This is a genomic window from Streptomyces sp. NPDC054047 (genome assembly GCF_055585065.1).
In genome coordinates this window covers 151629-170962 of record NZ_JBVJKV010000001.1, presented here as the reverse complement: position 1 = coordinate 170962, position 19334 = coordinate 151629, and the positions used below count along the sequence as shown (strand labels likewise).

Here is a 19334-nt window from a genome sequence, read left to right as displayed (position 1 = left end):
GTCACCCAAAGGCCCTCAGAGAGGTAGGGTCGGAGGCGGTCGGGGACATCCCATACAACTCGCCGGCGTCTGAAACCGGCGTACCAACGAGGAGATCGGTTCGTGACGATCCGCGTAGGCATCAACGGCTTCGGCCGCATCGGGCGCAACTACTTCCGGGCGCTGCTTGAGCAGGGTGCGGACATCGAGATCGTGGCTGTCAACGACCTGGGTGACACCGCGACTACGGCGCACCTCCTGAAGTACGACACCATCCTGGGCCGTCTCAAGGCCGAGGTGTCGCACACCGAGGACACCATCACGGTCGACGGCCACACCATCAAGGTGCTGTCCGAGCGCAACCCCGCCGACATTCCGTGGGGCGACCTCGGCGTCGACATCGTGATCGAGTCGACCGGCATCTTCACCAAGAAGGCCGATGCCGCCAAGCACATCGCAGGTGGCGCCAAGAAGGTCCTCATCTCGGCTCCGGCCAAGGACGAGGACATCACCATCGTGATGGGCGTCAACCAGGACAAGTACGACGCGGCCAACCACCACGTCATCTCGAACGCGTCCTGCACCACCAACTGTGTGGCGCCGATGGCGAAGGTTCTCGACGAGAACTTCGGCATCGTCAAGGGCCTGATGACGACGGTGCACGCGTACACCAACGACCAGCGCATCCTGGACTTCCCGCACTCGGACCTGCGTCGCGCCCGCGCCGCCGCCGAGAACATCATCCCGACCACGACCGGTGCCGCCAAGGCCACCGCTCTGGTCCTTCCGCAGCTCAAGGGCAAGCTCGACGGCATCGCGATGCGCGTCCCGGTCCCGACCGGTTCCGCCACCGACCTCGTCGTCACGCTGCAGCGCGAGGTCACCAAGGACGAGGTCAACGCCGCGTTCAAGAAGGCCGCCGACGACGGCGACCTCAAGGGCTTCCTCGCCTACACCGAAGACCCGATCGTGTCCTCGGACATCGTCAGCGACCCGGCGTCCTGCACCTTCGACTCGTCCCTGACCATGGTCCAGGACGGCAACTCGGTGAAGATCCTCGGCTGGTACGACAACGAGTGGGGCTACTCCAACCGCCTCGTCGACCTCACGGTCTTCGTCGGCGGTCAGCTCTAAGCATCAGCATCAGAGCAGGCACCTCGATGTGAGCACAGGGTCCGGACCGCGCGATACTGCGTGGTCCGGGCCTTGTCGCACGTCAGCCCTCTTAAGGAGTCCTGGAGTCCAGCCATGAAGACGATTCGTGAACTTCTCGCCGAAGGGGTCGAAGGCAAGCGGGTCTTCGTCCGCGCCGACCTCAACGTGCCGCTCGCCGACGGCACCATCACCGACGACGGCCGCATCCGCGCCGTCCTGCCGACCGTCACCAAGCTCGTCGAGGCGGGCGCCAAGGTGATCGTCGCCTCGCACCTCGGCCGCCCCAAGGGCGCCCCGGACCCGGTGTTCTCGCTGCTGCCCGCCGCCGAGCGCCTCGGTGAACTCCTCGGCAAGCCCGTGGCGTTCGCCCAGGACACCGTCGGCCCCGCCGCGCACGACGCGGTCGACGGCCTCGAGCCCGGCCAGGTCGCCGTCATCGAGAACCTCCGCTTCAACGCGGGCGAGACGTCCAAGGACGACACCGAGCGCGGCGAGTTCGCCGACAAGCTCGCGGCCCTCGCGGACGTCTACGTAGGCGACGGTTTCGGTGCGGTGCACCGCAAGCACGCCTCCGTGTACGACCTTCCGGCGCGCCTGCCGCATTACGCCGGCTACCTCATCGCCACCGAGGTCGGTGTCCTGAAGAAGCTCACCGACGACGTCAAGCGTCCGTACGTCGTCGCGCTGGGCGGCGCCAAGGTCTCCGACAAGCTGGCCGTCATCGACCAGCTGCTCGGCAAGGCCGACCGTCTCCTGATCGGCGGCGGCATGGCGTACACCTTCCTCAAGGCCCAGGGCCACGAGGTCGGCATCTCCCTCCTCCAGGAGGACCAGGTCCCGGTCGTCAAGGAGTACATCAAGCGTGCGAAGGAGAGCGGCGTCGAGCTGGTCCTCCCCGTCGACGTGCTGGTCTCCACCGAGTTCCCGGACCTGAAGACCAAGGCCCCGGCCAACCCCACCACGGTCGCCGCGGACGCCATCCCGGCCGACCAGGAGGGTCTCGACATCGGACCCGAGACCCGTAAGCTCTACGCCTCGAAGCTCGCCGACGCGGGCACCGTCTTCTGGAACGGCCCGATGGGCGTCTTCGAGCACCCCGACTACGCCGAGGGCACCAAGGCAATCGCCCAGGCTCTCCTCGACTCCCCGGCCTTCACGGTCGTCGGCGGTGGCGACTCCGCCGCGGCCGTCCGGATCCTGGGCTTCGACGAGAACGCATTCGGCCACATTTCCACCGGCGGCGGCGCCTCCCTCGAATACCTCGAGGGCAAGACGCTCCCCGGCCTCGCCGCACTGGAGAACTGAGACCTGATGACTACCCGTACCCCGCTGATGGCGGGCAACTGGAAGATGAACCTCAACCACCTCGAGGCCATCGCCCACGTCCAGAAGCTCGCCTTCGCCCTGGCCGACAAGGACTACGAGGCCGTCGAGGTCGCCGTCCTGCCCCCCTTCACCGACCTGCGCTCGGTGCAGACCCTGGTCGACGGCGACAAGCTCAAGATCAAGTACGGCGCCCAGGACATCTCGGCGCACGACTCCGGTGCCTACACCGGCGAGATCTCGGGCCCGATGCTCTCCAAGCTGAAGTGCACGTACGTGGCCGTGGGCCACTCCGAGCGCCGTCAGTACCACGACGAGACCGACGAGATCTGCAACGGCAAGGTGAAGGCCGCCTACAAGCACGGCCTGACCCCGATCCTCTGCATCGGCGAGGGCCTGGACATCCGCGAGGCCGGCCAGCAGATCGAGTACACCCTTGCCCAGCTCGACGGCGGTCTCAAGGACGTGCCGGCCGAGCAGGTCGAGTCCATCGTGATCGCGTACGAGCCCGTCTGGGCCATCGGCACCGGCAAGGTCGCGACCCCCGAGGACGCCCAGGAGGTCTGCGGTGCGATCCGCGGCCGCCTCGCCGAGCTGTACTCGCAGGAGCTCGCCGACAAGGTGCGCATCCAGTACGGCGGCTCCGTGAAGTCCGGCAATGTGGCCGCGATCATGGCGCAGCCCGACGTCGACGGCGCCCTGGTGGGCGGCGCGGCGCTGGACACGGACGAGTTCGTCAAGATCGTCCGCTTCCGCGACCAGTGAGTAGGCGGTAGCGCCGATACGTCGTACCCTTGCGGGGGCCGGGCGGCTTCACATCATGAGGCATCCGGCCCCCGTCGTCGATACAGAGTCGATTCAGATCCGAGGAAGTTGGTCCAGCCGTGGTTATGGGGTTCTCGATCGCCCTGATCGTCTTCAGCCTGCTGATGATGCTGCTGGTGCTGATGCACAAGGGCAAGGGCGGCGGTCTGTCCGACATGTTCGGTGGCGGCATGCAGTCCTCCGTCGGCGGCTCGTCGGTCGCCGAGCGCAACCTCGACCGCATCACTGTCGTGGTCGGTCTTCTCTGGTTCGCGTGCATTGTCGTGCTCGGCCTGTTGATGAAGGTGAACAACTGACCGCGAAAGCGGCTTGATTGCTACCTTGCGAAAGCTTCGCTAAAAGCCCCATGTACGGTGCGCGCTCACAAGCGCGGATTATCATGGGGCTTGCGTGTCGGGGTGAGGGTGTAACTCCGAACACTGGACGCGCGTTGGGCCTTACGTAGACTGAGGCGCCCGCAGCAGCACCATCACGCAGGGAGTTACGACCGTGGCAAGTGGCAACGCGATCCGTGGAAGTCGGGTCGGGGCGGGGCCGATGGGCGAGGCCGAGCGCGGTGAGTCCGCGCCGCGACTGCGCATCTCCTTCTGGTGCTCCAACGGACACGAGACGGTGCCCAGCTTCGCCAGCGACGCGCAGGTCCCCGATACTTGGGACTGCCCCCGCTGCGGCTTCCCCGCCGGTCAGGACCGGGACAACCCGCCGGACCCGCCCCGCACCGAGCCGTACAAGACGCACCTGGCGTACGTACGGGAACGGCGCAGCGACGCGGACGGCGAGGCCATTCTCGCGGAGGCGCTCGCCAAACTGCGGGGCGAGATCTAGGACTTGCGATGGGGCCGGACATCAGGGATGTCCGGCCGCTGCGCTTTTCATGGAGTAGTTCGTCTTTCACGCTTTCACGTGAGGTTTACCGGCACGTGTCCGGACAGACAGCTGCAGACATCTCATACCGGGCCCTGATCAATTAGGTTGGAACGTGCAGCGGGGCAAGGTACGTACACAGGTACGAGAGAAGGCTGAAGTCCGAGATGAACGCAGAAAGCCGCGCCAGGCTCAACCAGACGCCCGAATGGGCGGCGCTCAGCAAGCACCGGGAGCAGCTGGGGGAGGTGCAGCTGCGTGAGCTGTTCGCCAAGGATCCGGCGCGCGGCACCGGATACACACTCCAGGTCGGTGACCTGCACATCGACTACTCCAAGCACCTCGTCACCGACGAGACCCTGACGCTCCTGCGCGATCTTGCCGCGGCCACCGACGTCTTCGGCCTGCGGGACGCCATGTTCCGCGGCGAGAAGATCAACACCACCGAGGACCGCGCCGTCCTGCACACCGCGCTGCGCGCCCCGCGTGACGCGGACGTCCAGGTCGACGGCGAGAACGTGGTGCCGGCCGTGCACGCCGTGCTCGACAAGATGGCCCTCTTCGCGGACAAGGTCCGCTCCGGCGAGTGGACCGGGCACACCGGCAAGCGCATCAAGAACATCGTGAACGTCGGCATCGGCGGCTCGGACCTGGGCCCCGCCATGGCGTACGAGACGCTCCGGTCCTTCACCGACCGTGACCTCACCGTGCGCTTCGTGTCGAACGTCGACGGCGCCGATCTGCACGAGGCCGTGCGGGACCTGGACCCGGCCGAGACGCTCTTCATCATCGCCTCGAAGACGTTCACCACGATCGAGACGATCACGAACGCGACCTCCGCGCGCGACTGGCTCCTGACCGGCCTTCGCGCCGACCAGAGCGCGGTCGCCAAGCACTTCGTGGCCCTGTCGACGAATGCCGAGAAGGTCTCCGACTTCGGCATCGACACGGCCAACATGTTCGAGTTCTGGGACTGGGTCGGCGGCCGTTACTCGTACGACTCGGCGATCGGCCTCTCGCTGATGATCGCGATCGGCCCGGACGTCTTCCGCGAGATGCTCGACGGCTTCCACCTCGTCGACGAGCACTTCCGCACCGCGCCCGCCGAGTCCAACGTGCCGCTGCTCCTTGGCCTGTTGGGCATCTGGTACGGCAACTTCCACGACGCGCAGTCGCACGCCGTCCTGCCGTACTCGCACTACCTCTCCAAGTTCACCGCCTATCTCCAGCAGCTGGACATGGAGTCCAACGGCAAGTCCGTCGGCCGTGACGGCGAGCCGGTCGACTGGCAGACGGGTCCGGTGGTCTGGGGCACGCCGGGCACCAACGGCCAGCACGCGTACTACCAACTCATCCACCAGGGCACGAAGTTGATCCCGGCCGACTTCATCGGCTTCGCCGAGCCCGTCGCCGATCTGCTGCCCGGCCTGGTCGCCCAGCACGACCTCCTGATGGCCAACTTCTTCGCCCAGACGCAGGCGTTGGCCTTCGGCAAGACGCCGGACGAGGTGCGGGCCGAGGGTGTGCCGGAGGAGCTCGTCCCGCACAAGACGTTCCAGGGCAACCACCCGACGACGACGATCCTCGCCAAGGAGCTGACGCCGTCGGTTCTCGGTCAACTCATCGCGCTCTACGAACACAAGGTGTTCGTGCAGGGCGCCGTGTGGAACATCGACTCCTTCGACCAGTGGGGCGTCGAGCTCGGCAAGGTCCTCGCCAAGCGCATCGAGCCCGCCCTGACCGAGGGCACGGACGTGCCGGACCTCGACGGGTCGACGACCGCGCTCGTCGCCAAGTACCGGACCCTGCGCGGCCGTTGAGCCGCTGAAAACAGTGCGGCCCGGTCCACCGTGGAGGTGGACCGGGCCGCACTGCCGTATGAGCCCCTCAGGGAGAAGCCGGCGGATACAGATCGCGCGGCAGCTGCGAGGCCGCGGCGGCGTCGAGCAGCCACAGCGTCCGCGACCTGCCGTACGCGCCCGCGGCGGGCGCCTGTATCTCGCCCGCGCCCGACAGGGCGATCGCCGCGGCGTTCGCCTTGTCCTCGCCGGCCGCGAGCAGCCATACCTCACGGGCCGACCGGATCGCCGGGAGCGTGAGCGTGATGCGGATGGGCGGCGGCTTGGGCGCGCCGTGCACGCCGACCACCGTCCGCTCCGTCTCACGGACCGCGGGCAACTCCGGGAAGAGCGAGGCGACATGGGTGTCCGGGCCGACGCCCAGCATCAGCACGTCGAACGTCGGCACCGGACCGTGGTCCTCGGGCCCCGCGGCCGCGGTGAGCTCGGCGGCGTACATCCCGGCCGCCGCGTCCACCTCGTACACCCCGTCCGACGCGGGCATCGGATGCACCCGGGCCGGGTTGAGGGGCACCGAGTCGAGCAGTGCCTCCTTGGCCTGGGTGTAGTTGCGCTCCGGGTCGCCGTCCGGCAGGAAGCGCTCGTCGCCCCACCACAGGTCCAGGCGCGACCAGTCGATCGCGTCCTTCGCCGGGGAGGAACTCAGCGCCGCAAGCAGGCCGTTGCCGTTGCGGCCGCCGGTGAGGACCACCGACGCGTAGCCGCGGGCGGCCTGCGCGTCGACGATCTTCGTGATGAGGCGGGCCGCAGCGGCCTGCGCCATCAGCTCCTTGTCGCGGTGCACGACCAGCTGCGGGGCCGCGCTCACTTGGCCGCCGCCTTCTTGGCCGGAGCCTTCTTCGCCGCCGCCTTCTTGGGCTCGGCGGGCTCCTCCCGCGAAGCCGCCTCGGTGGTCGGCGCCGTCTTCTCCTCGATGGACTCGCCCAGGCGGTCCACGCCGAACCGCAGCGCGGACGCGTAGGTGTCGTCCGGGTCGAGACGGCGCAGCTCCTCGGCGATCAGCTCGGCCGTCTCGCGGCGCTTGAGCGCCACCGCGCGGTCGGGCTGCCCCTGCATGGAGAGCGTGGCCAGCGAGCCGTCGGCCCGGCCGAGCACGATGGGACCGCAGTCGGTGTCCATGCGTACGCCGGTGAGGCCCGGGCCCGCGGAGAGCGAGCGCTTGACGGGGACGGAGAGCCGGTCCGCGAGCCACATGGCGAGCAGCTCGCAGCTCGGGTTGAACTCCTCGCCCTCCACCTCGACCGACGTCACCTTGCAGGTGACCTGGTCGAGCGCCGCCGCGAGCATCGAGCGCCACGGGGTGATCCGGGTCCAGGACAGGTCCGTGTCGCCGGGGTGGTAGGCCTCGGCGCGCGCGGTCAGCTCGTGGATCGGCTGCTCGGCGGCGTACGTGTCCGTGACGCGGCGCTGGGCGAGCGCGCCAAGGGGGTCCTTGGCCGGGTTGAGCGGCGCGTTGACCGGCCACCACACGACCACGGGGGCGTCGGGAAGCAGCAGCGGCAGGACGACCGACTGGGCGTGGTTGATGACGTCGCCGTAGAGGCGCAGGATCACCGTCTCGCCGGTGCCCGCGTCCGCGCCGACCCGCACCTCGGCGTCCAGGCGCGACGTCGTGCGGTCGCGGGGCGAGCGCGCGGCCCGCTTGATGACGACCAGGGTGCGCGAAGGGTGCTCGCGGGACGCCTCGTTGGCGGCCTTCAGGGCGTCGTAGGCGTTCTCCTCGTCGGTGACGATGACGAGGGTGAGCACCATGCCGACGGCCGGGGTGCCGATCGCGCGGCGCCCCTTCACGAGCGCCTTGTTGATCTTGCTGGACGTGGTGTCCGTAAGGTCGATCTTCATGGGCGACGCCAGCTCCGTCCGTCTCGTGCGAGCATTTCGTCCGCCTCGGTCGGGCCCCAGGTGCCGGACGAATACTGCGCGGGCTTGCCGTGCTTGTCCCAGTACTCCTCGATCGGGTCGAGGATGTTCCAGGACAGCTCGACCTCCTCCGTGCGCGGGAAGAGGTTGGCGTCGCCGAGCAGGACGTCCAGGATCAGGCGCTCGTACGCCTCCGGGCTGGACTCGGTGAAGGACTCGCCGTACGCGAAGTCCATCGACACGTCGCGGATCTCCATCGAGGTGCCGGGCACCTTCGAGCCGAACCGGACCGTGATGCCCTCGTCGGGCTGGACGCGGATGACGATCGCGTTCTGGCCCAGCTCCTCCGTCGCCGTGTGGTCGAAGGGGGAGTGGGGCGCCCGCTGGAAGACGACCGCGATCTCGGTGACGCGGCGGCCAAGGCGCTTGCCGGTGCGCAGGTAGAAGGGGACGCCCGCCCAGCGGCGGTTGTCCACCTCCAGCTTGATGGCCGCGTAGGTGTCGGTCTTCGACTTGGGGTCGATGCCGTCTTCCTGGAGATAGCCGACGGCCTTCTCGCCGCCCTGCCACCCCGCGGCGTACTGACCGCGGACCGTGCTCTCGCCGAGGTCCTTGGGCAGCCGTACGGCGCCCAGGACCTTCGCCTTCTCGGCGACCAGCGCGTCCGCCTCGAAGGAGGCGGGCTCCTCCATGGCGGTCAGCGCCATCAGCTGGAGCAGGTGGTTCTGGATGACGTCACGGGCGGCGCCGATGCCGTCGTAGTAGCCGGCGCGGCCGCCGATGCCGATGTCCTCGGCCATCGTGATCTGGATGTGGTCCACGTACGACCGGTTCCAGATCGGCTCGAACATCTGGTTGGCGAAGCGGAGCGCCAGGATGTTCTGGACGGTCTCCTTGCCGAGGTAGTGGTCGATCCGGAACACCTGGTCCGGGGCGAACACCTCGTGCACGATCGAGTTGAGCTCCTTGGCGGACGTCAGGTCGTGTCCGAAGGGCTTCTCGATGACCGCGCGGCGCCAGGATCCGGGCGGGGCGTCCGCCAGCTCGTGCTTCTTGAGCTGCTGGACGACCTGCGGGAAGAACTTCGGCGGCACGGAGAGGTAGAAGGCGAAGTTGCCGCCCGTGCCCTGTGCCTTGTCGAGCTCCTGGATGGTGGCCTTGAGCTGCTCGAAGGCGTCGTCGTCGTCGAAGTTGCCCTGGACGAAGCGCATGCCCTGGATGAGCTGCTGCCAGACCTCCTCGCGGAAGGGCGTACGCGCGTGCTGCTTGACCGCGTCGTGCACCTCCTGCGCGAAGTCCTCGTCCTGCCACTCGCGGCGGGCGAAACCGATGAGGGAGAAGCCCGGCGGGAGAAGACCTCGGTTGGCGAGGTCGTAGACAGCGGGCATCAGCTTTTTACGGGACAAATCGCCCGTGACGCCAAAGATGACCAGGCCCGACGGCCCCGCGATACGCGGGAGCCGTCGGTCTGCGGCGTCACGCAGCGGATTGCTGCTTGACAAGATGGTCAGCCCTCCGAAGGGGTGAGGCGCTTGAGCTCCGCCTCGGTGGACTTGAGCAGGTCGTTCCAGGACGCCGCGAACTTCTCGACGCCCTCGTCCTCGAGCAGCTGCACCACGTCGTCGTAGCTGATGCCGAGCTTCTCGACGGCCTCGATCTCGCCGCGCGAGGCGTCGTACGTCCCGGCCACGGTGTTGCCCGTGATCTGGCCGTGGTCGGCGGTGGCCTCGAGGGTCGCCTCCGGCATCGTGTTGACCGTGTTCGGCGCGACCAGGTCGTCGACGTACAGGGTGTCCTTGTACGCCGGGTCCTTGACGCCGGTCGAGGCCCACAGCGGACGCTGCTTGTTGCCCTGCGCCTTGTCGAGCGCGGCCCAGCGGTCGGAGGAGAAGACCTCCTCGTACGCCTCGTAGGCCAGGCGGGCGTTGGCCAGCGCGGCCTTGCCCTTGACGGCCTTGGCCTCGTCCGTGCCGAGCGCGTCCAGGCGCTTGTCGATCTCGGTGTCCACGCGGGACACGAAGAAGGACGCCACCGAGTGGATCTTGGAGAGGTCCAGGCCGGCGGCCTTCGCCTTCTCCAGGCCCGCCACGTACGCGTCCATGACCTCGCGGTAGCGCTCGAGCGAGAAGATCAGCGTCACGTTCACGCTGATGCCCTTGCCGATGACCTCGGTGATCGCGGGCAGGCCCGCCTTCGTCGCCGGGATCTTGATGAGCGTGTTCGGACGGTCCACCAGCCACGCGAGCTGCTTGGCCTCGGCGATGGTCGCCTCGGTGTTGTGCGCCAGGCGCGGGTCGACCTCGATCGACACACGGCCGTCCTGGCCGCCCGTCGCGTCGAAGACCGGGCGCAGGATGTCGGCGGCGTCACGGACGTCCGCCGTCGTGATCATGCGGATGGCCTCTTCGACGGTGACCTTGCGGGCGGCGAGGTCGGCGAGCTGCTGCTCGTAACCGTCACCGCTGCTGATCGCCTTCTGGAAGATCGACGGGTTCGTGGTGACACCCACGACGTGGCTCTGGTCGATCAGCTCGGCGAGGTTGCCGGACGTGATCCGCTTGCGCGACAGGTCGTCCAGCCAGATCGCGACGCCTTCGTCGGAGAGGCGCTTGAGTGCGTCTGTCATGAGGATTACATCTCCTACTTGGTCGTATGTCGGCGTCAGCGCTGAGCGGCGTCGATCGATTCCCGGGCGGCCGATGCGACGGCGTCGGCGGTGAACCCGAACTCGCGGAACAGCACCTTGCCGTCGGCCGATGCACCGAAGTGCTCCAGCGAGACGATGCGCCCGGCGTCGCCCACGAAGCGGTGCCAGGTCAGGCCGATGCCCGCCTCGACCGCCACGCGCGCCTTGACGGACGGCGGAAGGACGCTGTCGCGGTACCCCTGGTCCTGCGCCTCGAACCACTCGACGCACGGCATCGAGACGACGCGCGTGGGCACGCCCGCCGCCTGGAGCTGCTCGCGCGCCTCGACGGCGAGCTGCACCTCGGAGCCGGTGCCGATGAGGACGACCTCGGGCTTGCCGCCGTCGGCCTCGAACAGGACGTAACCGCCCTTGACCGCGCCTTCGGTGACCTCGCGGTCGTACGTCGGCACGCCCTGACGGGTCAGCGCGAGGCCGTGCGGGGCGCCCTTGCCGAACTCCTTGGTGTAGCGCTTGAGGATCTCGCGCCACACGATCGCGGTCTCGTTCGCGTCCGCGGGGCGGACCACGTTCAGGCCCGGGATGGCGCGCAGCGAGGCCAGGTGCTCGACCGGCTGGTGCGTGGGGCCGTCCTCGCCGAGACCGATGGAGTCGTGCGTCCACACGTACGTCACCGGAAGGTGCATCAGCGCGGACAGCCGGACGGCGTTGCGCATGTAGTCGGAGAACACCAGGAAGGTGCCGCCGAAGATGCGGGTGTTGCCGTGCAGCGCGATGCCGTTCATCTCCGCGGCCATGGAGTGCTCGCGGATGCCGAAGTGGATCGTTCGGCCGTACGGGTCGGCCTCCGGCAGCGGGTTGCCCACGGGGAGGAACGACGACGTCTTGTCGATCGTGGTGTTGTTCGAGCCCGCGAGGTCGGCGGAGCCGCCCCACAGCTCGGGGATCACCGCGCCGAGCGCCTGCAGGACCTTGCCGGACGCGGCACGCGTCGCGACGCCCTTGCCCGCCTCGAAGACCGGGAGCTTCTCCTCCCAGCCCTGCGGGAGCTCGCCCGCGGCGATGCGGTCGAACTCGGCGGCGCGCTCGGCGTTGGCGGTGCGCCAGGCGGCGAAGCTCTTCTCCCACGCGGCCTTGGCGTCAGTGCCGCGGTCGTGGGCCGCACGGGTGTGCGCGAGGACCTCGTCCGAGACCTCGAAGGTCTGCTCCGGGTCGAAGCCGAGGACGCGCTTGGTGGCCGCGACCTCTTCGTCGCCGAGCGCCGAGCCGTGCGCGGCCTCGGTGTTCTGCGCGTTCGGCGCGGGCCAGGCGATGATCGAGCGCATGGCGATGAAGGAGGGGCGCTCCGTCTCCGCCTTCGCGGCCTGGATCGCCTTGTAGAGGGCGGCCGGGTCGAGGTCGCCGTTCTCCTTGGGCTCCACGCGCTGGACGTGCCAGCCGTAGGCCTCGTACCGCTTCATGGTGTCTTCGGAGACCGCGGTCTCGGTGTCGCCCTCGATGGAGATGTGGTTGTCGTCCCACAGCAGCACGAGGTTGCCGAGCTTCTGGTGCCCGGCCAGCGACGACGCCTCGCCGGAGATGCCCTCCTGGAGACAGCCGTCACCCGCGATCGCGAAGATGTGGTGGTCGAACGGCGACTCGCCGGCGGCGGTCTCCGGGTCGAACAGGCCACGCTCGTAACGGGCGGCCATCGCCATGCCCACGGCGTTCGCGACGCCCTGGCCGAGGGGGCCCGTCGTCGTCTCCACGCCCGTGGTGTGCCCGTACTCCGGGTGGCCGGGGGTCTTCGAGCCCCAGGTGCGGAAGGCCTTCAGGTCATCGAGCTCCAGGCCGAAGCCGGCCAGGTAGAGCTGGATGTAGAGGGTCAGGGACGAGTGGCCCGCGGAAAGAACGAACCGGTCGCGCCCGGTCCACTCGGCGTCCGCGGGGTCGTGCCGCATCACCTTCTGGAAGAGGGTGTACGCGGCAGGCGCGAGGCTCATGGCCGTACCCGGATGGCCGTTGCCGACCTTCTGTACGGAGTCCATGGCCAGGACGCGGGCAGTATCAACAGCCCGCTGGTCCAGTTCGGTCCACTCGAGGTCTGTGGTGGTCGGCTTGGTGCTCACCCTGAGTCAGGGCTCCTCTCCACATGTCGAATGCCGGCGATGTAGATCCCACCGGCCGATGTCGAGCCTACCGCTGTAAAGACGTGCATTTTTTCGAGTCATTCCAGAGTGCCGGGGTGCGCCGGTATCCGCCTCCCGAAAGGGATCCACGGTGTTCACCATGTGATCCGCGGGCCGCTCATCTGGACTCTCAGAACGAGTGCCGGACCGCTCATCTGAACGGGTGTCGGGCCGCGTTTCGGGCGGTCCAACACGCTGCTCAACACGACCCCACCCCCGCGAAGGGCGAGGTATGGGCAACGTCTACAGTGGCGTGGTACGCGCGAGCCTTTACCGGATCTTCATGTCTGAACGTCCGACGCGGCTTGCTGGGAAGTCTCTGTCAGGGGTGTGCGTGACGGCCGTTGAATCCCGTCCAGCGGGAGCAATTGGGACGAGCTCTAGCCCAAGCCACCGGCCGCTCGGGGCCCGTGTCATGGCGTTCGTGGCGCTGACCAAGCCGCGAATCATCGAGCTCCTCCTGATCACCACCGTTCCGGTGATGTTCCTCGCCGAACAGGGGGTGCCCGATCTCTGGCTGGTCTTCGTGACCTGCCTCGGCGGCTACCTGTCGGCGGGTGGCGCCAACGCGCTCAACATGTACATCGACCGGGACATCGACGCGCTGATGGACCGTACGTCCCAGCGGCCGCTGGTCACGGGGATGGTCAGCCCGCGCGAGTGCCTCGTCTTCGGCATCGCGCTCGCGATCGCCTCCACGCTGCTGTTCGGCCTCGTCGTCAACTGGCTGTCCGCCTGGCTCGCTCTGGGCGCCCTGCTCTTCTACGTGGTCGTCTACACGATGATCCTGAAGCGCCGGACCTCGCAGAACATCGTCTGGGGCGGCATCGCGGGCTGCATGCCGGTGCTCATCGGCTGGTCAGCGGTCACCAACTCCATGTCGTGGGCGCCGGTCATCCTCTTCCTCGTCATGTTCTTCTGGACGCCGCCGCACTACTGGCCGCTGTCCATGAAGGTCAAGGACGACTACGCCCGCGTGGGCGTGCCGATGCTGCCGGTCGTCGCGTCGAACAAAGTGGTCGCGCGTCAGATCGTCCTCTACAGCTGGGTGATGGTCGCCGTCTCGCTGCTGCTCCAGCCGCTCGGCTACACCGGCTGGTTCTACACGGTGGTGGCCTTCGTGACCGGCGGCTGGTGGCTGTGGGAGGCGCACGGCCTGCAGAACCGCGCCAAGGCCGAGGTCACGGGCGGCAAGCTCAAGGAGATGCGGCTGTTCCACTGGTCGATCACCTACGTCTCGCTGCTGTTCGTGGCGGTCGCGGTGGATCCCTTCCTCCGCTGACTCCGCGCATAGCGGTTCCTGACTCGCCGACGGGCGGGGCATCTGGTGTTGAACGCCACGTGCCCCGCCCGTCGCCAGTTGATCTACCCGTCGGTAGCATCCTGGCTATGGCAGAGACGCAGCAGGTTGAGGACAGCAAGCAGGCCGCCCGCGCGGAGAAGAAGGCGGCCAAGCTGGCCAAGCAGATCGGTTCCTTCGCCCAGGCGCACGGCGGTGCCGAGGCGCAGGTCGCGTACATCGGGCACGAGGGCACCCGCATCGTCCTGGTCGGCGAGGACGGCGGCTGGGGCGACCTGGTGGCGCCCACCTACGCGATCGCGCAGAGCGCCGTCGAGAAGGCCGGGGTCACCGTCCACGAGGACTTCGACGGCGACTTCGCGGCGAAGGTGAAGACCGGCCCCTACGAGTGGTCCCGCATGGCGGGCATTCAGCTCGGCGGCCCGAGCAACGGCTGAGTCCGTCGCGGACGGACTGGCCGAAAGCAACACCTGACGCCCGGGTCACCCGTTAGGACCGTAAGGAGCACGGTCCGCCTACAGGGAGCCCGGATGATCGAGACGCCGTCCCTGGTGGACCAGTACTGCCATGGTGTGCTGCGTACGGAGCTGGGCCTCGGCACCTTCGAGGCCCACCTCGGCCGCGGCGAGGGACCGCCCGCGCCCGGCACCACCTTCTTCGACACCCAGACGGGCTTCGCCGTACGCCGCTGGTGCCCGCCGCTGCTCGGCCTCGAACCGCACTGCCCGCCCGCCCGCTATCTCGCCCGCCGGCGCGAACTGGGCGTGCTTGAGTCGGGGCGGCGGCTGCTGCGGGGGAGCGGCATCACGACGTATCTCGTCGACACGGGGCTGCCCGGCGATCTGACCGGGCCGGGCGAGATGGCCTCCACCGGCGACGCCGACGCGCATGAGATCGTCCGCCTGGAATTACTGGCCGAACAGGTGGCCGACACCTCCGGCACCGTCGACTCGTTCCTCGCCAATCTCGCCGAGTCCGTGCACGCGGCCGCCGCGAACGCCGTCGCCTTCACCTCCGTGGCGGGCGTGCGGCGCAGTCTCGCCCTGGCCCCCGAACCGCCGGGTCCCGGCGAGGTGCGGGGCGCGGCGGACCGCTGGCTGGCCCGGCGGCAGGTGGGCGGGGCGCTCCAGGACCCCGTACTGCTGAGGCATCTGCTGTGGATCGCCGTCGCGTCGGGACGTCCGCTGCAACTGCACGCGGGGGCCGGTGATCCGCAGGGCTACTTCGGCGGTTTCGCGCGGGCGACCGCGGGGCTCGGCACCGATCTGGTCCTGCTGCACGGCTATCCGTACCACCGCAACGCAGCGGACCTCGCGGCCCTCTTCCCGCACGTGTACGCCGATCTGGGGCCCGCCCTGGTGCGCACGGGGGCCCGCGCGGCGGCCGTGCTCGCGGAGATCCTGGAGCTGGCCCCCTTCGGCAAGCTGCTGTTCTCCAGCGGCGCGCACGGGCTTCCCGAGCTGCACGTGGTGGGAGCGCGGCTCTTCGGGGAGGCGCTGGGGCGCGTGCTCGGCGGGTGGGTCACGGAGGGGGCGTGGTCGCTGCCGGACGCGCAGCGGGTGGCCGGGCTCGTCGCGGCGGGTAACGCACGGCGCGTGTACGGCCTTTCGGACGGCTGACGGCTGACGGCTCGCGGCCACGGACCCCGCGGACCGAGCGGACTCCTCAGACGGAGGACAGCTGGGAGCCGCCCGTCTGGGACGGCACTTCGGCGGTGCCGGAGGGGCGTTCGCGCAGCGAGAGCAGGACGCGCATCACGGCGATCCACACCACGCACGAGCCGAACATGTGCAGGCCGACCAGGACCTCGGGCAGGTCAGTGAAGTACTGGACGTAGCCGATCGCGCCCTGGGCGAGCAGGATCAGGAACAGGTCGCGGGTGCGGTGCAGGGGACCCTTGGGGGCGTCGACGGCCTTGAGGACGAACCATAGGGCGAACGTCAGCGTCACCACGATCCAGGCGAGCACGGCGTGCAGCTTGCTCACCGTCTCCCAGTCGAAGCCCATGCGCGGCACCTCGCTGGAGTCGCCGGCGTGCGGCCCGGAGCCCGTCACGACGGTGCCGACCGCGATGAGCAGCACGGACGCCGCGACCAGGAACCACACGAGCTGCGCCACGGCCTTGCCGACCAGCGGGCGAGCGTCGCCGTCGCCCTCGCGGGTGCGCTGCCACATCGTGACGGCGACCGCGATCAGGGCGGTGGAGAGCAGGAAGTGCGCCGCGACCGTGTACGGGTTCAGGCCGACCAGGACCACGATGCCGCCGAGCACGGCGTTGCCCATGACCAGCCAGAACTGGACCCAGCCCAGGCGCGTGAGGCTGCGTCGCATCGGCTTCTGCGAGCGCGCCGTGATGATCGCCCAGCCGACGGCCGCGCACAGGACGTACGTCAGCATGCGGTTGCCGAACTCGATGTACCCGTGGAAACCCATCTCGTGGGTGGCCGTCAGGGACTCGTCGGTGCACTTGGGCCAGGTCGGGCAGCCCAGGCCCGAGCCGGTCAGCCGGACGGCGCCGCCGGTGACCACGATGCACACCGTCATCGCGAGCGAGATGAGGGCGGCGTGCCGGACGGTCCGCTGCTGCGGGGTCCAGCGTTCGGCGATGAAGGCGAGCGGGTTGCGCACGGCGGAGACGGCGTCGGCTCGGGTCACGTTTGGCACGGGGACCATCGTAGGGGTCCGCTTGTGCACGGCTTCACGAGGGGGACGTATCCGCAGCTTCTGTGACGCGCCTTACGCCGCCCCGGTGCCGCGGCTACTCCCAGCGGAAGAACCTGCCCGCCGCCCCGAGCCCCAACACCGCCCAGACCGCCAGGATCGCGAGGTCTCCCCACGGCATCCCCGCGCCGTGCTGGAGCACGTCCCGCAGGCCGTCCGAGAGGGCCGAGATGGGCAGCAGGCCGAGCACCGACTGGGCCGCGTCCGGGAACTTGTCCAGCGGCACGATGACGCCGCCGCCGACCAGCAGGAGCAGGAAGACCAGGTTCGCGGCGGCCAGGGTCGCCTCCGCCTTCAGGGTGCCCGCCATCAGCAGGCCGAGGCCGGAGAAGGCCGCGGTGCCGAGGATCAGGAGGAGCAGTACGGCGAAGGGGTTGCCGTGCGGCGACCAGCCGAGCGCGAAGGCGATCACCGTCAGGAGCGCGATCTGCAGGACCTCGGTGACCAGGACCGACAGCGTCTTCGCGGCCATCAGGGCCCAGCGGGGCAGCGGGGACGCGCCGAGCCGCTTCAGGACTCCGTAGCGGCGCTCGAAGCCCGTGGCGATGGCCTGCCCGGTGAACGCCGTCGACATCACGGCGAGGGCCAGGATGCCGGGCGCGAGGAAGTCGACCGCCTTGCCGTCACCCGTGTCGACGATGTCTACCGCGCTGAACAGGACGAGCAGGAGCGTGGGGATGACGACGGTGAGCAGCAGCTGTTCGCCGTTGCGCAGCAGCATCTTCGTCTCGAGCGCCGCCTGCGCGGCGATCATGCGGGGGAGCGGGGCGGCGCCCGGCTTCGGCGTGTACGTACCGGCGGCGCTCATCCGCGCAGCTCCTTGCCTGTGAGCTCCAGGAAGACGTCTTCCAGGGTGTGGCGTTCGACGGCGATCTTCTCCGGCATCACGCCGTGCTGGGCGCACCAGGAGGTGACCGTGGCGAGCAACTGCGGGTCGACCGTGCCGCTCACGCGGTAGGCCCCCGGGGTGAGTTCGGCCGCGGCCGAGTCCGGCGGGAGCGCCTTGAGGAGCGAGGCGACGTCGAGTCCGGGGCGGCCGGAGAAGCGCAAGGTGTTCTCGGCGCCGCCGCGGCACAGCTCCTCGGGGGTGCCCTCGGCGATGACCTTGCCCGCGTCGATGATCGCGACCTCGTCGGCGAGCTGCTCGGCCTCGTCCATGTGGTGCGTGGTGAGGATGACGCTGACGCCGTCGGTGCGCAGATCGCGTACGAGATCCCAGGTGGCCCGGCGTGCCTGCGGGTCGAGGCCCGCGGTCGGCTCGTCCAGGAAGACGAGATCGGGCCGTCCGACCACGGCCATCGCGAGGGCCAGGCGCTGCTGCTGGCCGCCGGACAGGCGCCGGTAGGTGGTGCGGCCGCAGCTCTCCAGGCCCAGGCGCTCGATCAGCGCGCCCACGTCCAGCGGGTGCGCGTGCAGCTTGGCCATGTGGCGCAGCATCTCGTCGGCGCGGGCCCCGGAGTAGACGCCGCCGGACTGGAGCATCACGCCGATGCGGGGCCGCAGCGGGCCGGCCTCGCGGACCGGGTCGAGGCCCAGGACGCGGACCGTGCCCGCGTCCGGCCTGCGGTAGCCCTCGCAGGTCTCGATCGTGGTGGTCTTCCCGGCGCCGTTCGGGCCCAGGACCGCGGTGACGGTGCCCGCGCGGACCCGGAGGTCGAGGCCGTCCACCGCGGTCTTCTTGCCGTACCGCTTGACCAGGCCGGTGACCTGGACGACGGACTCATTTCCCATGGCGGGAAGTCTAGAGAGGGGAAACAGGGCCGCGGGCGGGGGGCTGCCGACCGACCCACTCCGCCCGTGAGCGGTGGGTCTCCAGCCACCTCTGCGCGTACGCGACCGCGTCGGCCACCGGGAAGAGCCGGGCCGTCGCCGCGCCCACCGTGCCGCGCACCACGGGGCGGTCCCGCTCGAAGTCCGCGCCGAGCTCGTCGAAGCGCTCCTCGGAGATGGAGGGCTCGCGCACGGTCGTCCAGCGGCGTCCCTCCGGGGTCATGACCGCGAAGGAGTTCGCCACCTCGGGGGCGGGGAGCCGGTACTCGGCCAGGTGGAAGGAGGTGCAGGAGTCGAAGCCCGCGCCGAGCAGCAGCACCCGGGCGCCCGATTCCTCCAGGCGGGCCAGCGGGCTGCGCTCGCCCAGGCGGCAGTCGAGCGCGTGGCCCTCCAGGAGCGCCTGGGCGCGGGGGCCGACCGCGGCGAAGGAGGTCTGGGGGTGCGCGCTGCGCAGGGCGCCGGGCCAGGTCCGTACGGTCTCGGGGATCACGCCCACGCCGCGCGTGGGGGCGGTGCGCGGGTCGTACGCGGGGATGGAGGCGCGGATCTCCGGCCACCAGGACTCGGGCACGGGCGGGTTTCCCCACTCGGCCGGGTCGGAGTTGTCGCTGGACTGCGTGGGGACGACCAGGGTGCCCTTTTGGCCCAGTGCGTCCAGAAGTGCCTGGACGGCGGCGACCGGGCCGCCGCTGACCCAGCCCAGGGCGCTCAGCGAGGAGTGCACGAGGAGGGTCTCACCGGGGCTCACACCGAGCTCGCGGAGGTCGTCGGCGAGGGACGCGCGGGTACACAAAGGGCCGGTGGGAGGGGGTGTAGGCATGGTCAGGGAGTCTCCTCCCGCAGGCCGTCGCGCGCCACCGATT

At 69.4% G+C, this 19334-nt stretch carries 18 protein-coding genes; 9 read left to right on the top strand and 9 right to left on the bottom strand.

Annotation, left to right across the window (positions count from 1 at the left end):
- Positions 1-102 precede the first annotated feature (102 nt).
- The 6 genes from gap (at position 103) to pgi (ending at position 5966) form a co-directional block, all read left to right on the top strand.
- A complete protein-coding gene (gene gap / locus ACZ6ZP_RS00850) occupies positions 103-1113 on the top strand; it encodes a type I glyceraldehyde-3-phosphate dehydrogenase (protein WP_351162045.1) in 1011 nt (336 codons plus the stop codon).
- Between the two features lie 114 nt (positions 1114-1227).
- The gene (locus ACZ6ZP_RS00845) at positions 1228-2439 is read left to right on the top strand and encodes a phosphoglycerate kinase (RefSeq protein ID WP_351162043.1); all 1212 of its coding nucleotides are present in this window, start codon (positions 1228-1230) and stop codon (positions 2437-2439) included.
- A 6-nt stretch (positions 2440-2445) separates the two neighbouring features.
- Positions 2446-3222 carry a triose-phosphate isomerase gene (tpiA, locus tag ACZ6ZP_RS00840; RefSeq protein WP_351162041.1) on the top strand — a complete coding sequence of 259 codons (777 nt, stop codon included), beginning with the start codon at positions 2446-2448 and terminating at the stop codon, positions 3220-3222.
- A 125-nt stretch (positions 3223-3347) separates the two neighbouring features.
- Positions 3348-3578 (top strand): preprotein translocase subunit SecG, encoded by a 231-nt coding sequence (secG, locus tag ACZ6ZP_RS00835; protein WP_135329442.1) that lies wholly within the window; start codon positions 3348-3350, stop codon positions 3576-3578.
- Positions 3579-3771: 193 nt separating this feature from the next.
- Positions 3772-4107 (top strand): RNA polymerase-binding protein RbpA, encoded by a 336-nt coding sequence (locus tag ACZ6ZP_RS00830; protein WP_078077905.1) that lies wholly within the window; start codon positions 3772-3774, stop codon positions 4105-4107.
- A 206-nt stretch (positions 4108-4313) separates the two neighbouring features.
- Positions 4314-5966, top strand: coding sequence for a glucose-6-phosphate isomerase (gene pgi, locus ACZ6ZP_RS00825; RefSeq protein WP_469405115.1), 1653 nt, complete (start codon positions 4314-4316; stop codon positions 5964-5966).
- A gap of 67 nt (positions 5967-6033) precedes the next feature.
- Here pgi and pgl read toward each other — a convergent pair whose 3' ends face one another.
- The 5 genes from pgl to tkt are packed head-to-tail and all read right to left on the bottom strand — an operon-like array spanning position 6034 to position 12620.
- On the bottom strand, positions 6034-6813 hold the full coding sequence (pgl, locus tag ACZ6ZP_RS00820) for a 6-phosphogluconolactonase (protein ID WP_351162036.1): 780 nt from the start codon (positions 6811-6813) through the stop codon (positions 6034-6036).
- Positions 6810-7847: a glucose-6-phosphate dehydrogenase assembly protein OpcA gene (gene opcA, locus ACZ6ZP_RS00815; RefSeq protein ID WP_351162034.1), complete on the bottom strand. Its 1038-nt coding sequence runs from the start codon at positions 7845-7847 to the stop codon at positions 6810-6812. The genes pgl and opcA overlap by 4 nt, the downstream gene beginning before the upstream one ends.
- Positions 7844-9367, bottom strand: a complete 1524-nt coding sequence (zwf, locus tag ACZ6ZP_RS00810; protein WP_383819719.1) for a glucose-6-phosphate dehydrogenase — start codon at positions 9365-9367, stop codon at positions 7844-7846. The genes opcA and zwf overlap by 4 nt, the downstream gene beginning before the upstream one ends.
- Positions 9368-9372: 5 nt before the next feature.
- On the bottom strand, positions 9373-10491 hold the full coding sequence (tal, locus tag ACZ6ZP_RS00805) for a transaldolase (RefSeq protein ID WP_351162032.1): 1119 nt from the start codon (positions 10489-10491) through the stop codon (positions 9373-9375).
- A 35-nt stretch (positions 10492-10526) separates the two neighbouring features.
- Positions 10527-12620, bottom strand: a complete 2094-nt coding sequence (tkt, locus tag ACZ6ZP_RS00800; RefSeq protein ID WP_351162030.1) for a transketolase — start codon at positions 12618-12620, stop codon at positions 10527-10529.
- Between the two features lie 388 nt (positions 12621-13008).
- Here tkt and ACZ6ZP_RS00795 point away from each other — a divergent pair, with 388 nt between their 5' ends.
- The 3 genes from ACZ6ZP_RS00795 (at position 13009) to ACZ6ZP_RS00785 (ending at position 15599) form a co-directional block, all read left to right on the top strand.
- Positions 13009-13962, top strand: coding sequence for a heme o synthase (locus tag ACZ6ZP_RS00795; RefSeq protein WP_351162502.1), 954 nt, complete (start codon positions 13009-13011; stop codon positions 13960-13962).
- A 107-nt stretch (positions 13963-14069) separates the two neighbouring features.
- Positions 14070-14417, top strand: a complete 348-nt coding sequence (locus ACZ6ZP_RS00790; protein ID WP_361463565.1) for a hypothetical protein — start codon at positions 14070-14072, stop codon at positions 14415-14417.
- Positions 14418-14510: 93 nt separating this feature from the next.
- A complete protein-coding gene (locus ACZ6ZP_RS00785; protein WP_351162026.1) occupies positions 14511-15599 on the top strand; it encodes an amidohydrolase family protein in 1089 nt (362 codons plus the stop codon).
- Between the two features lie 46 nt (positions 15600-15645).
- Here ACZ6ZP_RS00785 and ACZ6ZP_RS00780 read toward each other — a convergent pair whose 3' ends face one another.
- The 4 genes from ACZ6ZP_RS00780 to ACZ6ZP_RS00765 form a co-directional block, all read right to left on the bottom strand.
- Complete coding sequence (locus tag ACZ6ZP_RS00780) at positions 15646-16653, bottom strand: COX15/CtaA family protein (protein ID WP_469405114.1); 1008 nt, start codon at positions 16651-16653, stop codon at positions 15646-15648.
- An 85-nt stretch (positions 16654-16738) separates the two neighbouring features.
- Positions 16739-17509 (bottom strand): ABC transporter permease, encoded by a 771-nt coding sequence (locus tag ACZ6ZP_RS00775; RefSeq protein WP_351162022.1) that lies wholly within the window; start codon positions 17507-17509, stop codon positions 16739-16741.
- Positions 17506-18432, bottom strand: coding sequence for an ABC transporter ATP-binding protein (locus tag ACZ6ZP_RS00770; RefSeq protein ID WP_399977990.1), 927 nt, complete (start codon positions 18430-18432; stop codon positions 17506-17508). The genes ACZ6ZP_RS00775 and ACZ6ZP_RS00770 overlap by 4 nt, the downstream gene beginning before the upstream one ends.
- Before the next feature lie 10 nt (positions 18433-18442).
- Positions 18443-19291 (bottom strand): AAC(3) family N-acetyltransferase, encoded by an 849-nt coding sequence (locus ACZ6ZP_RS00765; protein ID WP_366462214.1) that lies wholly within the window; start codon positions 19289-19291, stop codon positions 18443-18445.
- Positions 19292-19334: the final 43 nt, after the last annotated feature.

Coding starts and splice junctions, on each gene's coding strand:
- opcA (WP_351162034.1), bottom strand. CDS start 7,847: ATGAAGATCGACCTTACGGACACCACGTCCAGCAAGATCAACAAGGCG.
- ACZ6ZP_RS00845 (WP_351162043.1), top strand. CDS start 1,228: ATGAAGACGATTCGTGAACTTCTCGCCGAAGGGGTCGAAGGCAAGCGG.
- tal (WP_351162032.1), bottom strand. CDS start 10,491: ATGACAGACGCACTCAAGCGCCTCTCCGACGAAGGCGTCGCGATCTGG.
- tpiA (WP_351162041.1), top strand. CDS start 2,446: ATGACTACCCGTACCCCGCTGATGGCGGGCAACTGGAAGATGAACCTC.
- ACZ6ZP_RS00785 (WP_351162026.1), top strand. CDS start 14,511: ATGATCGAGACGCCGTCCCTGGTGGACCAGTACTGCCATGGTGTGCTG.
- ACZ6ZP_RS00790 (WP_361463565.1), top strand. CDS start 14,070: ATGGCAGAGACGCAGCAGGTTGAGGACAGCAAGCAGGCCGCCCGCGCG.
- ACZ6ZP_RS00780 (WP_469405114.1), bottom strand. CDS start 16,653: ATGGTCCCCGTGCCAAACGTGACCCGAGCCGACGCCGTCTCCGCCGTG.
- pgi (WP_469405115.1), top strand. CDS start 4,314: ATGAACGCAGAAAGCCGCGCCAGGCTCAACCAGACGCCCGAATGGGCG.
- ACZ6ZP_RS00775 (WP_351162022.1), bottom strand. CDS start 17,509: ATGAGCGCCGCCGGTACGTACACGCCGAAGCCGGGCGCCGCCCCGCTC.
- secG (WP_135329442.1), top strand. CDS start 3,348: ATGGGGTTCTCGATCGCCCTGATCGTCTTCAGCCTGCTGATGATGCTG.
- ACZ6ZP_RS00770 (WP_399977990.1), bottom strand. CDS start 18,432: ATGGGAAATGAGTCCGTCGTCCAGGTCACCGGCCTGGTCAAGCGGTAC.
- ACZ6ZP_RS00765 (WP_366462214.1), bottom strand. CDS start 19,291: ATGCCTACACCCCCTCCCACCGGCCCTTTGTGTACCCGCGCGTCCCTC.